General features: G+C 71.9%; 12 protein-coding genes, 1 tRNA gene and 1 pseudogene. 7 read left to right on the top strand and 7 right to left on the bottom strand.

All coding sequences use genetic code 11. The features are described 5' to 3' along the window. Window positions 1-4: 4 nt before the first annotated feature. Complete coding sequence (locus ACFVVX_RS05900) at window positions 5-973, top strand: GlxA family transcriptional regulator (protein WP_387941819.1); 969 nt, start codon at window positions 5-7, stop codon at window positions 971-973. A gap of 14 nt (window positions 974-987) precedes the next feature. On the opposite strand, the pseudogene ACFVVX_RS05895 reads toward ACFVVX_RS05900, so the two are convergent. Further along, window positions 988-2462 (bottom strand): annotated as a pseudogene (locus tag ACFVVX_RS05895) (dolichyl-phosphate-mannose--protein mannosyltransferase). Between the two features lie 199 nt (window positions 2463-2661). Between ACFVVX_RS05895 and ACFVVX_RS05890 the strand changes: the two are divergent. Continuing rightward, window positions 2662-3615, top strand: a complete 954-nt coding sequence (locus ACFVVX_RS05890) for a hypothetical protein (protein ID WP_387941817.1) — start codon at window positions 2662-2664, stop codon at window positions 3613-3615. A 114-nt stretch (window positions 3616-3729) separates the two neighbouring features. Here the strand turns inward: ACFVVX_RS05890 and ACFVVX_RS05885 are convergent, their stop codons facing one another. From ACFVVX_RS05885 to ACFVVX_RS05875, 3 genes are all read right to left on the bottom strand, one after another. Next, the gene (locus ACFVVX_RS05885; RefSeq protein ID WP_387941815.1) at window positions 3730-4236 is read right to left on the bottom strand and encodes a hypothetical protein; all 507 of its coding nucleotides are present in this window, start codon (window positions 4234-4236) and stop codon (window positions 3730-3732) included. Between the two features lie 113 nt (window positions 4237-4349). Further along, window positions 4350-6137, bottom strand: coding sequence for an amidohydrolase (locus ACFVVX_RS05880; RefSeq protein ID WP_387941813.1), 1788 nt, complete (start codon window positions 6135-6137; stop codon window positions 4350-4352). Between the two features lie 141 nt (window positions 6138-6278). Next, window positions 6279-6797 carry an ATP-binding protein gene (locus ACFVVX_RS05875; RefSeq protein ID WP_387941811.1) on the bottom strand — a complete coding sequence of 173 codons (519 nt, stop codon included), beginning with the start codon at window positions 6795-6797 and terminating at the stop codon, window positions 6279-6281. A 179-nt stretch (window positions 6798-6976) separates the two neighbouring features. Here ACFVVX_RS05875 and ACFVVX_RS05870 point away from each other — a divergent pair, with 179 nt between their 5' ends. From ACFVVX_RS05870 to ACFVVX_RS05855, 4 genes are all read left to right on the top strand, one after another. Beyond that, window positions 6977-7927: a Scr1 family TA system antitoxin-like transcriptional regulator gene (locus ACFVVX_RS05870; protein ID WP_387941809.1), complete on the top strand. Its 951-nt coding sequence runs from the start codon at window positions 6977-6979 to the stop codon at window positions 7925-7927. Then, the gene (locus tag ACFVVX_RS05865) at window positions 7890-8021 is read left to right on the top strand and encodes a DUF397 domain-containing protein (RefSeq protein WP_387941807.1); all 132 of its coding nucleotides are present in this window, start codon (window positions 7890-7892) and stop codon (window positions 8019-8021) included. Before ACFVVX_RS05870 ends, ACFVVX_RS05865 begins: the two co-directional genes overlap by 38 nt. 147 nt (window positions 8022-8168) lie before the next feature. Continuing rightward, window positions 8169-9497 (top strand): hypothetical protein, encoded by a 1329-nt coding sequence (locus ACFVVX_RS05860; protein ID WP_387941805.1) that lies wholly within the window; start codon window positions 8169-8171, stop codon window positions 9495-9497. Window positions 9498-9569: 72 nt separating this feature from the next. Then, window positions 9570-9653: transfer RNA gene (locus ACFVVX_RS05855), tRNA-Leu, on the top strand. A 105-nt stretch (window positions 9654-9758) separates the two neighbouring features. Here the strand turns inward: ACFVVX_RS05855 and ACFVVX_RS05850 are convergent. Both ACFVVX_RS05850 and ACFVVX_RS05845 read right to left on the bottom strand, forming a co-directional pair. Then, complete coding sequence (locus ACFVVX_RS05850; protein WP_387941803.1) at window positions 9759-10805, bottom strand: SGNH/GDSL hydrolase family protein; 1047 nt, start codon at window positions 10803-10805, stop codon at window positions 9759-9761. 170 nt (window positions 10806-10975) lie between these two features. Beyond that, complete coding sequence (locus tag ACFVVX_RS05845) at window positions 10976-11425, bottom strand: anthrone oxygenase family protein (protein WP_387941801.1); 450 nt, start codon at window positions 11423-11425, stop codon at window positions 10976-10978. 92 nt (window positions 11426-11517) lie between these two features. Between ACFVVX_RS05845 and ACFVVX_RS05840 the strand changes: the two genes are divergently transcribed. Further along, window positions 11518-12096 carry a TetR/AcrR family transcriptional regulator gene (locus ACFVVX_RS05840; RefSeq protein WP_387941799.1) on the top strand — a complete coding sequence of 193 codons (579 nt, stop codon included), beginning with the start codon at window positions 11518-11520 and terminating at the stop codon, window positions 12094-12096. 114 nt (window positions 12097-12210) lie between these two features. On the opposite strand, the gene ACFVVX_RS05835 is transcribed toward ACFVVX_RS05840, so the two are convergent. Further along, entirely contained in the window at window positions 12211-13458 is a 1248-nt protein-coding gene (locus tag ACFVVX_RS05835; protein ID WP_387941797.1) for a Cys-Gln thioester bond-forming surface protein, read from the bottom strand. Between the last annotated feature and the right edge of the window lie 261 nt (window positions 13459-13719).

Below are 13719 nucleotides of genomic sequence, written 5' to 3'. Positions count from 1 at the left end.
CGCCATGCGGATTGTGGGGTGCCTGATCTTCGACGGGGTACGGCCGTTCGACTACGCCGTGATCGGCGAGGTGTGGGCGGACCGGGTCACCCGGGTCGGCGTGCCGCCGTTCGAGCTGCGGATCTGCGGGCCGGAGGGCTCCCGGGTACGGCTCGGCGGCGGGCTGGAGCGGACGCCGGACTTCGGACTGGACGGACTGTCGGAGTGCGACCTGATCGTCGTCCCGGGCGTGGAGGACCCCGGCGCACCGCGCGATCCGGCGGTGCTGGCGGCGCTGCGGGCCGCGCACGGGCAGGGGGTGCCGATCGCCTCGCTCTGCGCGGGCGCGTTCGTCCTCGCCGAGGCGGGGCTGCTGGACGGCCGGACGGCCACCACCCACTGGGCGCTCGCGGCGGAACTCGCCCGCCGCTTCCCGGCGGTGGACGTCCACCCGGAGGTGCTGTTCACCGGCGGGGGCGACCTCTGGACCTCCGCCGGGGTGGCCGCCGGGATCGACCTCTGCCTGCACCTGGTGCGCCTCGCCCACGGCCAGCACGCGGCCGCCACGATCGCCCGCGCCATGGTCACCGCGCCCTTCCGGGCCGGCGGCCAGGCCCAGTTCATCCCGTCCCCCGTCCCGGAGGACACCGGCGGCGGGGACGACCCGTTGGCCCGCGCCCGCGCCGGGATCCTGGCCGCCCTGGACACCCCGTGGACGGTCCGCCGGATGGCCGGTCTGGCCCTGATGTCCGAGCGCTCCTTCGCCCGGCGCTTCGCCGCCGCCACCGGCACCACGCCGCTGCGCTGGCTGTTGGAGCAGCGCGTCCTCGCCGCCCAGCGGCTGCTGGAGGAGACCGACCTCCCGGTCGATGCCGTCGCCGTCCGCTGCGGCTTCGGCTCGGCGGTCTCGCTGCGCCCCGCCTTCACGGCCCGGGTGGGCGTGGCCCCGCGCGAGTACCGCCGGACCTTCCGGGGCCGGGAGTCGCGGCACTAGGCCCTCACGGGGCCTCAGAACCTGGTGCCGATCCACAGCCTGGCGCGCCAGTCGGCGTACGGGATGGTCTGCCCGGTGTAGATCGGGTAGAAGTGGGCGAAGTTCCAGCCGATCAGCAGGCCGACCACCACAGGAGCGGGGTCCCCAGGGCGAGGATCGTCTGCGCGCAGGGGGCCGTGGTGTGGCAGCCGGCCGTGCCGGGCTCCGCCTGCGTGTAGTGGAACAGCACGGGACGGCCGAGGACCAGCCAGCTCCACGGGTTCGACTCGTACGAGTGGGGCGACCGCAGCCCCACGTTGAACTGGTACACCCCGTACTCGTAGTGCCAGAGGCTGCGCAGCGGCGCCGGAATCCACGACCACGTGCCGCCGCGGCCGTCCGCCCAGTTCCGGCCGTACGCCTGGTCGGACAGGAACCAGCCGGCCCAGATGGCCAGATACGTCAGGGCGGCGACCGCGGCGAGGGCCAGTGCCGACCAACCGTCCCTGCGCAGGACCGCGCGGTAGGGGCGGTGAGCCCCCGCGGTGCGGCGGGCGCCGGCGTCCCACAGCAGGGTGAGCACGAGGAAGAAGGCCAGGAAGTACAGGCCGTTCCACTTGACCGAGGCCGACAGCCCGAGGAAGAGCCCGGCCGCGAGCCGCCAGGGCCGCAGACCCGTCCCGGCGCGGTCGCCGGGGTGCCCGCCCGGGTGGGCACCCCGTCCGGCCCCGTCAGCCCCGTCGACCGGCAGGGCGGCCGCGAGTCGGGCCCGGGTACGGTCCCGGTCGAGGAGCAGGGAGCCGAACGCGGCCAGCGCGAAGACCATCACGAAGAGGTCGAGCAGCGCGGTGCGGCTCATCACGAAGTGCAGGCCGTCCACCGCCGTCAGCGCCCCGGCCAGGCAGCCCAGCAGGGTGGAGCGGAACAGGCGGCGCCCGATGCGGCACAGCATCAGCACCGACAGGGTGCCCAGCGCCGCCGTCATGAAGCGCCAGCCGAACGGGGTGAGGCCGAATATCCACTCGCCGAGGGCGATCACCCACTTGCCGGTCGGCGGGTGCGCGACGAAGGCCCCGGTGTCGGACAGCGGGACCACCTGGGGGCTGCCGAGGATCTGCGGGTCGGCGACCAGGTGGTCCGGCCAGTTGCCCTCGTAGCCGAGCCGCAGCATCGACCAGGCGTCCTTGGCGTAGTACGTCTCGTCGAACACGACCGCCCGCGGGCTGCCCAGCTGCCGGAAGCGCAGCAGCCCGGCGAGGAGGGTGACCAGCAGCGGCCCGCCCCAGCCGGACCAGCGCGCCAGCCGGTGCACCACCGCGGGGGACAGGCCGAAGGTGCACCGCAGCCGCGAGCCGGGTGCGGGGAACGGTGCCACCAGAAGCTCGCGCACGGAGGGCTGCGGGCGCGCGGCGTACCCGGCGCGCTGCAGCTGCCGCGCCCAGGGGGTCGGCCGCGGGTCGGCCTCCTTCGACGGCGGGCAGGCGGTGGCGGTCGGGTTCTCCGGTATCACGAAGGGGCCCAGCACCTCCGCGACCTGCCCCTCGGGCAGGTCCTGGTAGTAGCGCAGCACCACCGCGGCGGGCTCGGGACTGTCTGATCCGACAGCGGCACAACGGCCCATCGTTCGAATGGTGTTGACGGATTATCGGCATGTCCGCCGGGCGCGCGGAGTATCGTCGCGACTCCTTCGCCACAGGTGGGAGACCAGGATGTACCAAGAACCCCGCAGACCCGACCGTGCCGTCCAGCTCGCCAAGAGCCTGGACGCCGTCCTCCGCGGCCTGACCGCCGAACAGCGCGCCTTCGCGCAGCGCCCGAAGCACGTGGGGCCCGCGCCGGTCCTGGACGACGACCAGAGCCGTGCCGAGCTGCTGCTCATCTCCGGGCTCGCCGAACGCGCGATCGTCGAGCTCCAGCAGGGGAACCCGCTCAACGACGACGACCTCCCCGACCGCCAGCGCGTCGCCCTCACGGCCCTGGTCGCGGAGATCCGCCGACTGACCACCGGGCACGAAGGCCGGAACGGCCGGGACGCCATGCGGCTCGTCCTCGCCTGGCTCGGCGGTGAAGGCGGCGAATCGGGGGAGGCGCTCCGCGACCTGCGCGACCGGCTGCGGGCCCGACTCAAGGAGCAGGCCTCGGCCGACGTCGCCGCCCAACCGGCCCCGGCGCAGCAGCAGGCACAGGCACCCGCCACCAACCAGGAGGTGCTCAGCGGGCTCCTGCGCGACATCATCGGGCATCAGGCCCCCGGCGGTGACCAGGCGAAGGTCAAGTCGATCCTGGTGATCGACGGCGTGGCCTACCGGGGCAAGAACGGCGGGGCGGTGTCGGCCGTCACCGACGCTCTCATCAGGAGGCTGGTGACGTCGGTGGAGGACTGGACCCTCACCGGCTGCGCCGAGGTCCACGCCCTGGACGCCTTCGTGACGAGCCGGAACTACGCCTCCGCGAGCGACGTGGTGAAGGACTTCACCGGGGTGATCCGCGTCACCGTCCCGCCGGCCCCCGCGCAGCAGATGGTCAGGGGCGCGGTGATCGCCGCGATGGACGCGCGCGGCTACCCGACCCGGTCCTGGGAGAAGCGGCTGCCCTGCGAGCACTGCCGGCAGTGGCTCGCCACGCTGCGCATCACCGCCGACACCAGGGGGGTCCTCAGCTAGGCCCTGTCCGGCCCTTTCCTCGGTGCCGGGAGCCGGACCGTCGTCATCGTCGCGGCCCTGGTCTGCACCGCACTGCTGGTCGGGGTCGGCCTGCTGATGGTGTGACCGGCAGCTTCAGTAGTCGGTCGGCGGCCGGAGGACGAGGTCGGCAACCACGGGCCAAAGGGCGTCCGTGGTGGCGATGGTCAGGAAGCCGCTGCCGCAGGGGATCTGGGCGCCGACGCAGCCGTCCGAGGTGATCGCCTCGACGGTGGTGACGGCCCCGGCCACGGAGATGTCGACGCTGCGGTGGCCGGGCGTGAAGGTGTCCCGGAATGGATCCGGGTCCCGGCGGCCCGAGTTGGAGAGGAAGACGCGGAGCTCGGCCTCGGCGCTGGAGGAGACCTGCAGGTAGTGGCTCTCCGGCACGGGCCGGGAGGTCTGCACGACGGCGACGAGCTCCCGGTCGGCGTGGTAGTTGAGGTCGAGGCAGCGCAGGAACCCGTCCGAGCGCTGCTGTCCGAACAGGGTGAGCCACTGCGCCGGCGCGTCCCGCACCTCGGCGATCGGCTCCCCGTACTCCTCGGCCAGCTCCCGCGGGGTGGGGATCCTGAACTCGCGCCGGTCGTTGCTGCGAAACATGCTGCCCCCAAGTGTCGCTCGTACGAACGGTCTTGGTGCAGTACATCACGGCCTCACCGGCCGGCGGCGGGGCAGCAGGGCCGGTGGGGACCGCTGCCGCCCCGGGGCGTGGATCAGCAGCTGCAGTGCCACTGGTAGTCGGCCGGCGGGGTCGGTCCGGCCAGGTGGGCGGCGGTGCGGACGCCGATCGCGGGGTGGACCGTCCGGCCGGCCTTGATGGTCTCGGCGACCTTGATGTGCTGGATCTCCTCCGGGTCGTCGAGCGTCACCGGGTTGGCGCTGAGGATCACCAGGTCGGCCAGTTTGCCGACCTCGATGCTGCCCTTGCGGTCCTGCTCGAAGTACTGGTGGGCGGCGTTGATGGTGATCGAGCGGACGGCGTCCAGCGCGGACACGCACTGCTCCGGCCCGAGGACGACCTTGTCCGTGCGGGTGCGGCGGGTGACCTGGCTGGACAGGATGGCGATCGAGTTGGGCAGCGCCACCGGGGCGTCGTGGTGCGAGGTGTAGGCCATTCGCCGGTCGAGCGCCCAGCGCGCCGGGGAGATGTTCGCGGCCCGCTCCTCGCCGAGGACGGTCTTCCGGTACCAGTCGCCCCAGTAGAAGGTGTGCATGGAGAAGAAGGACGGGATGATCCGGAGCAGCGCGAAGTCGTTGATCTGGTCCTCGCGGGCGGTCTGCGCGTGGATCGCGACCGTCCTGCGGTCCCCGGGCCCGGCCTCCGCGGTGGCGGCGGTCACCGCGCCGATGAACTGGTCGATCGAGGCGTCCCCGTTGACGTGGGCGAGCACCTGCCAGCCCTGCTCGTAGGCCGTGCGGACCTGCCGCAGGACGACCTCGTCGTGCGGGATGGTCGGGTAGCCGCAGTAGTCGTCCGGCTTGCCCGCCGGCGGCTTCTCGTACGGCTTGGTCAGCCAGGCCGTCCGGCCCTGCGGGGAGCCGTCGAGGTACATCTTCACGCCCGCCGCCCGCACGCCGTTCACGTACTCCGGGCTCGCCCCGACCGGATCCCCGTCCGCGTCCCGGTCCAGCACCGCCGCGGTGGCCTGGTCGGCGCGCGCGTAGGCGACGACGTCGATCTCGAAGGGCAGGGCGGCGGCGATCTCCCGCAGCGCGGCGAGGTTGGCCAGGGTGGCGCCGCCCTCCTGGACGGTGGTGAAGCCGAAGGAGGCCGCCGACTGCGCGCCCTTGGCGAACAGCCCGATCTGCGCGGCCTGCGGCAGGCCTCCCATGCCCGCGGCGGAGGCGGGGTTGAAGGCCGTCTCCTCCAGGACCCCGTCCGGCTCGCCGTGCGGCTCGGCGACGACGTCCTCCCGGCGGCGGATGACGCCGCCCTCGGGGTCGTCGGTGTCCGAGCTGTAGCCCAGCGCCGCGAGCCCCAGGGTGTTCACCGCGCCCAGGTGGAAGGACTGGTGGATCGCCAGCACCGGCCGGGTGGTGGACACCTCGTCCAGGTCGTCCCGGGTGGGGTGGCGCCTCTCGTCGAGGATCGCGTCGTCGTAGCCGAACCCGATGATCCACTCCGACTCCCGCCCGACCTCCGTCTCCGCCCAGGCCCGCAGCTTCTGCTGGATCGAGGCGATGTCGGTGACGTCGCCGTCCGGCGCGGCCAGCAGGTTGGCGATGGTGGCCTGGAGCCCGATGCCGCCGAGGTGGCCGTGCGCATCGATGAACCCCGGGAGCAGGGCCCGGCCTTCGAGGTCGCGCACGGTCGTCCGGGGGCCGTGCCAGCAGCCGAGCGCCTCGGAGTGGCTGCCGACGAAGACGATGACGCCGTCCTTGACCGCGACCGCCTCCGGCCGTTCGGAGGCGCCGGCCGCGACCGTCTCGATCTCGCCGCCGTGGAAGATGAGGTCGGCCTCCTCGTACGGCTCCGGTACGGCCTGCTGCTGATCGCCCATGGGGTTTCCTCACATCGCCACTGGATACGTTCGGTGCGGCGGGAGTTACCCAAGGTGACTTCGTTCTGAACCTCGGCGAGGGGTGAACGTGGGCGGGCCTCCGGGGCAGTGCCGCCGGTTGCCGCCCCCGACGCTCCGCGCTCAGACCGCGAGCAGGTCCTCGGCCCGGCCGAAGGAGAGCTCGGTGTAGCCCGGGGCGGGGGCGATCACCACCCAGACGAACTTGCCGATCCCGCCCGCCCGCGGGCAGCAACCCCAGCGCTCGGCGAGCTCGTTGACGAGGAAGAGGCCGCGTCCGCGCTCCTCCTCGTCCGAGGCGGCGTGGACGGAGGGCCGCCCGCTGCCCGCGTCGTGGACCTCGATGCGGAGGCGGTCGCCGACGAGCATGAAGCGGATCTCCACCAGCCGGTCCGGCGGGGTGTCGGCGTGCTGGACGGCGTTCGCGAACAGCTCGCCCAGCAGCAGCTCGCCGATGTCCGAGTAGCGCTCGCCGCGCGGCAGCCCGGTGAGGTAGGCCCGCAGCATCAGCCGGGCCAGCGGCGTGGACTCGCACCGCCGGTCGAGCCGGGCGGCGAACACCCGGGGCCGCCGGGTCGGGCGGGAGGGAAGGGGAGGTCGGGAGGGTCGGGAGGGGAGCGGGTTGGCGCAGTTCTCGGACATGGCGGGGCGACCTCCGGGGCGGATGGGATGCGGGGGAGTGGAAACGGCTCACGAAAGGGCGCGCGGCCTCACGCAGTGCAAGTAATTGACTGCGTTCCGGTATCAATGATCGAGGGGGCGGAGGTACGGTGACGACCGATTCGGAGTGACGGGGGGTCCCGCCACGAGAGGGGGCGGGGATGTCACATCGCAAGGGGCGCTCGGGTCCGACCGCCAGTTCGGCCGAACTGTTCGGTGAGGAGCTGCGGTTCGCGCGAGAGGCCGCAGGGCTCACGCAGGAGGAGCTGGGCAGACTCCTGCACTGCGACCGGACGGTGATCACGAAGTCCGAGGGCGGCAAGCGCAAGTTCCCGGTCGAGCTGCTGGAGGACGCGGACAAGGCTCTGCGGACCGGGGGGTTGCTTGCCCGGCTGTACGAGCGGATCGACTGGCATGCGGACGTCGAGCATCCCGACTGGTTCCAGAAGTATGCGGACCTGGAGGCGGAGGCCTCTGCAGTAAGGGTCTTCCAATACGTCCGAATCAACGGGCTGTTGCAGTGTGAGGCCTATGCCCGTGCGTTGTTCTCGATCGGCGACGCACGGGACAATCCTGCGCTGATCGAGGAGCGTGTAGCGGCCCGGCTAAGTCGGCAGCAGCGTTTCCTTGAGCCGGATGGGCCGCTGCTGCTTGCGGTCCTGCACGAAAGTGCCATTCGCTCGGTTGTCGGTAGCCCGCGAGACATGAGGATTCAGATGCAGCATCTGCTCTCCATGGGCGCGCGATCCAATGTCGCCATCCAGATTGCTCCCTTCAAGCGTGCTGCTGCGAGGCGGCCCGGAACGTCCATGACGATGTTGTCCATGCCTGATGGGAGTGAATGGGTCTACTCGGAGAGCCTGGATCGCGGTCACTTCAGCGACGATCCGTCAATCGTTGCTGCACACCGGCGCACCTATGATGTGCTGCGGGCGGACCTGCTCTCATCGAGCGAGTCTCTGGCGCTGATCAGCGATGTGATGGAGGAGTGCCGGGATGACGAGTACCAGGATCGACTCAGCCACCTGGCGCAAGAGCAGCTACAGCGGGGACAACGGCGGCGAGTGCATCGAGGTGGCCCCCGGATTCCCCGGTCTCGTACCGGTGCGTGACTCCAAGGACCCCGACGGCCCGGCGCTCGTCTTCCCCGCTTCCGCCTGGCGGGCCTTCGTCGACGCCGTCCGGGCCGGCGACTTCCCCGCCTGACCAGTCTGTCGATTCCGGTCACCCCTCGATCCCGGCTGAACAGTTTCGATCACGCTGCGTGTTTCGCTGGTGCGCTACGTAACCGAACGGTTACGGTCACCAACTGTGCGCACATGATCCCTGTTCGACTAGACCGAGGCGGTAGTCATGGCACAGGAACCCCGGATCGACGTAGCGCTGACCCTCAAGGAGGGCCAGGCGGAGCCCAGTTCGGCGGAGAAGGCGGAGCTCGCCGCCACGCTGGCGCCCGAGGTGTGGTTCACCTCCGCACTGGAGCGTGCGGGCGCGGGCGGGCGGCAGGCCGATGTGGTCTGGGATCTGACCGGCGCCGAGTACAAGGGCCAGGTCGCGACGGGCCAGGCGGCCGTCTACTACGCCAACTCGAAGTTCGGCCTCCGGCGGCCGTTCATCTTCGCGGACGGCTTCAACTACGGCCGAAGTGACCTCCCCGGGCTGTTCGCCTACTTCAACCAGCCCTATGACGGCAATCCCGGTCTCTTCGACCAGCTGCTCGGTCAGGGCTTCGACATCGTGCTGGTCGGCTTCGAGGAGCGGCACACCCACATCCAGGCGAACGCCGAGGTCGCGATCGCCGCGATCTTCCGGGCGATCGAGGAGCGGGTCGGCAAAGCGATGCTGACCGTCGGCGGGGTGAGCATGGGCGGGATGATCACCCGCTTCGCGCTCGCCAAGCTGGAGACCATGAAGATGGACCACGAGACGGAGACGTACCTCTCCTACGACACGCCGCACAACGGCGCGTGGATCCCGCTCGTCCTCCAGCAGATGGCCTACTTCTTCGAGGACTTCACCCCTGCCGGGCCCGACGGCGTCAAGCAGGCCGACCTGATCCGCAGTGCCGCCGCGCAGCAGCTGCTCTGGGCCTGGGTGGAGAACTCCAAGTACTCGGGGCCGGTGGCCACCTCCAGCCCGCTGCGCAAGGAGTTCCTGGCGGACCTCCAGCGCTTCGGCAACTTCCCGGCGATCCCGCGCAAGCTCGGTGTCTCCAACGGCCGGCGCGACGGTGTCGGCCGTCCGCTGCCGGCGGGCGAGATCGCCTTCGACTGGCAGGCCCTGATCGCCAGCGCCACGGCCCGCTTCCAGCCGGAGAAGGGCGAGCAGCAGAAGATCGGCGGCATGCACCTCGGCCTGGAGCTGCGCCGCAGCTCCACCACCGAGGTCCCGGCGCTGGACGGGGCGCCCGGCGGCACCCTGGACTCCTTCGGCAAGGTCGCGGACGCGCTGAAGGCGAAGATCATCGAGGACTACCGCAGCGGCGCCTTCGTGCCGTCCGTCAGTGCGGCGGCCCTGGACTTCGACCCGGTGCAGTGGAACGTCAACGTGAACCTCTCCATCACCGACGCCGATCTCGAACAGGGACACCTGGACGACGTCGCCTTCGACGACGACAACACCGAGCACAGTCACATCTCCGGCAAGCTGATCGACTGGATCGTCGGGCAGATCGCCCGCTGACCTCGGCGGCCTCGGCGTAACTGGTTCGGAGCACCCGCGCGGATGGGCTACGATTTACCTCATCACCCAGATGCGCGGGTGGCGGAATAGGCAGACGCGCTGGATTCAGGTTCCAGTGCCCGAAAGGGCGTGGGGGTTCAACTCCCCCCTCGCGCACACAGAGAACGGCCGGTCGGATCCTCGGATCCGACCGGCCGTTCTGGTTTTCGGACCTGCGGGTCGCCCCTCACTGTGCCGTGCGGGCGGAGCGGTGGGAGGCCGTCAGCCTTCGAGGAGGGCGTCGCGTACGGCGCGTTCGACGAGGGGGGCGGCGTTGGCGTGTTCCCTGGCGTTGGGGTGCAGGAGTGTGGCGCGTTTGCCGATGGCGGCGCAGTCGAACGGCAGGCCGCCGGGCACTGCGGCCGGCCAGAAGGGCTCGGCGTCGCCGCAGATGCCCTCGATCCACTGGGTGTCCTCGGGTGCGCAGACGTCATGGCCCACGCTGGAGGTGTAGAGGTCGACGTACCGGTCGCCGCGCTTCGCCGTCTCCGTTCGAATGATCGTGTTCATGGCCTTCAGCGCGTCCTCGCGGAGCCAGTCGATGTCGGCGGGGCTGATCGGGCCGAGCTGCGTGGGGCCGCCGCCGCAGGCGCTGCCCCGCTCCGGCAGGATGGCCGGGTAGCCGACCGTGACGACCCTGGCGTGCGGTGCGGCGCGGTGGATCGCGCCGAGCATCCGGCCGTACGCGTCGCGGATCCTGGCGAGTTTCGCGTCGAGGCCCTCCACGCCTGCGGGTGGATTCGCGTAGTACTCCGCGCACGACAGGTGGGCGAGGCTGAGGTCGAGGCACTCGCCGAAGGGCAGGCTGATCGCGCCGATGCCGACGGTGACGACGTCGGTGCGGTCACCGAGCCGGGCCCGCCGGAGCTGCGGATCCACCACGGGCCACCCGGCTGGGTCCCCGTCAGGGGGCTGCACCTGGCTGGTCGGCTGCTGACTCTCGCGGGTGATGTTGCCGATGGCGGCGTTGTCGCAGCTGACGTCGGTCAGGTGCACGGGCCTGTCCGGCGGGCGGGCGGCCAGCGCCCGCTCCACGAGGTCGGGATAGGCGCCGGCGCTCCGATCGCACCCGTCCCGCGCGGGGCTGCCCAGCGGGGGCCGCGGGTCGCCGATGAAGAGGCCGGCGGTGTAGGAGTCGCCCAGCGCGGCCCACTCGTAGCGGTCGCTGCCGCCCCCGGCCGCGACCGAGGGCAGCAGCACGGTCATCGCCAGCACGGACAGTCCCACCAGCGGCACTCGCGTGCGCAGACGGGTCGCGGGGTGGCGCATGGTTCCTCCGTGGTGTGGGGGTGAGGCCGGGCCGGCACTCGGGTGCGTGTACGAACGTTCCGCGCACCGCAGTACCCATCCCCGCACAGCCGGGCCGCTCCCGCCGACCGGGTCGACCGATCGGAGTCATCGGGGAGTGCGGGCCGGCCGCGCGGTCCCGTCCTGCGGGCTCAGGCGAGGGCGGCGGCGGCCAGCAGGGTGAAGGCGGCGATCAGGACCGCGACGCGGGCGTAGTGGTAGCGGTCCCAGCGGTCGCTCTGCTCCTTCCAGTCCGCAGGCCGGTTCTCGGGGGTCCACGTCTTGCTGCGGTTGTTGATCGGGACGAGCAGCAGGACCGACATGACCACGCTCAGGACCAGCAGCCCGGCGCCGGTGACGACCAGTCCGGTGCCGGGGTGCTGCCACCTCGCGACGGCCCAGGCGGCGGCGAGGACGAGCGAGCCGATGTACCAGAACGGCATCAGGGCGCCGAGCATCCGGCCCCCGTGGGCGCGGCCGAGCTGGTTGCTGTCCTCGGGCAGTGCGCCGAGGATCCGGTTGATGACGAAGGCGACCGAGAACTCCACCCCCACCAGCATTCCGACGATCACGATGGTGACGACCTTGAGTGCGTCGAGCATGATGACCCCTCCTGGGATCTAGCGCCGCTAGGTGATGAGATGACGCTAGCTCTTCTGTCGCTCATTTGTCTAGCGGTGCTAGAATTCGGGTCATGTCGGTACAGGAACGCAAGGAACGCGAACGGGCGGCCCGCGAGCGCCTCATCGTGGCGACGGCCCGCGAACTCGCCGAGCAGCAGGGCTGGGACGCCGTCACCACCCGTCGGCTCGCCGAGCGCATCGAGTACAGCCAGCCCGTCCTCTACAGCCACTTCCGCGGCAAGCGCGAGATCATCGGCGCCGTCGCCCTGGAGGGCGCCGCCGAGATGGCCGTGGCGCTGCGGACCGCGACCTCCGCCGCAGACGGCCCGCGCGCCCGGGTCACCGCCCTCGCCCGCAGCTACCTCGACTTCGCCGAAGGCAACCCGGCGGTCTACGACGCCATCTTCCAGCTCGACGGCGGCCTCGCGTACGCGCAGGAGGACACCCCGGAACCCCTCAAGGACGCGTTCGCCGCCCTGATGGAGACCCTCGCCGGGGTCGCCGGGCCGGGGGTCCACCCGGGACTGTTCACCGAGACCTTCTGGGCCGCTCTGCACGGACTGGCCACCCTGACCCGGACGGGACGGTTGCCACCGGCCGAAGCCGAGCAGCGGGTGGAGCTGCTGGTGGACCGGCTCGCCGTGCTCTGACCCACCGTCCGGACGTGCGCCCGGACGTGCGCCCGGCCCCTCACGGGATCGGGATCGTGAGGGGCCGGTGGTGGTTCTGCTTGACGCGTCCGGGTGCCCGGCGGCGCTGTCCGTTCAGCGCGTGGTGCGCCCGCGGCGACGCCGGCGGCTCCGCGTGCACAGGATTCCGCCGACCAGGATGAGGACCACGGCCACGCCGACGATCGGCCCGAACGGGGCACCGGCCCCGGTGGCGGCGAGGGCGCCCCCGGCGGTCGTGGGTGCGGTCGCGGCTGCAGCAGCGGCGACGGACTGATCCGAGGTCGGGCTCGGGGTCGGATCCGCAGGAAGGCTCGGGGTGCTCGGCGCCGTCGTCGGGGCCGGAGAGGCACCCGGGGCCGGCGTCCGACTCGGAGTCGGGCTCGGAGTCGGGCTCGGAGACGCCGTACCGCTCGGGGGGACGACGGGCGGAACGACGGCCGGGGCCCAGTCGACCTTCGCGTCCGCGGTGACGCCGACCGTGCTGCTGTCCGCGACGATCAGGGACTGGCTGCCCGGGCTGACGAAGGCCCGGCCCACCGGGACCTTGAGCGAGGCGGCTGCCGAGATCGTCGCGCTGCCCGGTTTCGCGCCGTCCGGCGACTTCACGTACAGCAGGTCGCCGTCCTTCGCGGGGCGGGTCAGTTTGCCGCCGGCGTCGGAGACCACCGCGCCGTCCTTGTCGGTGAGGGCCGTGCCCGCCGAGACGGCCGCCGTGTCGAGGGAGACGTCCACCGAATCGGCGGCGGACGTGACCTTGATCGGGCCGAGCACCGCCCCGCTGTCACCGGTCACCGTGGACGGGGCGAGGGTGAGCGAGGGGCCGGGCTCCGTGACCTCGCCGGCATGCGACACGAGGTATTCGGTGAGCCTCGCCGCGACCGGGGCCTCCGGGACCGCCGCGACGCCCTCGGAGAAGTGCCAGACCGCGGCCTGGGTGGCGGCGGCCGCCTGGTACGCCGCGATGCTGCCGCCTACCAGCTTACTGAGATCGCTCGGGGGGACGCTCGGATATGAGTGCCGCAGGATCCAGTTGACCTTCTCCATGTTCGCGGTGTCCTTCAGGCGGGGCACGTCGGACCAGCGGGTCTCCTTGTAGACCGAGCCCGTCTTCGGCTCGGCGCCGAGATCGAGGGCGTAGGCGAAAAGGCCGCCGTCACCGTCACCTACCCCCAGTTCGGACAGTTCCCCGGTGACCTCGCCGCCGTTGACCCTGATGACACCACCGAAGAAATGAGGCTGTTCGACCACGGCGGTCACCGCGCCGGTGCTGCTGCGGGAGTCCGCCGGGACCGCGTGCGCGGTGGCGAACCCGCTGCCCGCCGTGGCGCCCGCCGCCAGCACGGCACAGGCCAGCCGGTGCGCCCCACGGCGTCGTGTCCGGCGCGACGGGGTTTCCCTCGACCGTCCGGCGGGCCCGAGGCGAGGGAGCCGGCGCCCGGGGGACGCCGGACCCGGTGTGGCGGCCGGGGCGGGGCGCGTCGTCCGCTTCAGGTTCACTGGTGCTTCTCCTCTGGGGTGGAAGGTTTCCGGGCCCGGTCGGCCCGGCCCGCCGACCGGGCCGACCGGGCCCTCGAACCGCTCGATCGCCTGCGTGCCCGCTGC

Source organism: Kitasatospora sp. NPDC058170, assembly GCF_042883905.1.
In the GTDB taxonomy this organism is placed as follows: Bacteria; Actinomycetota; Actinomycetes; order Streptomycetales; family Streptomycetaceae; genus Kitasatospora.
This window is presented reverse-complemented; position numbering and strand designations above follow the sequence as displayed.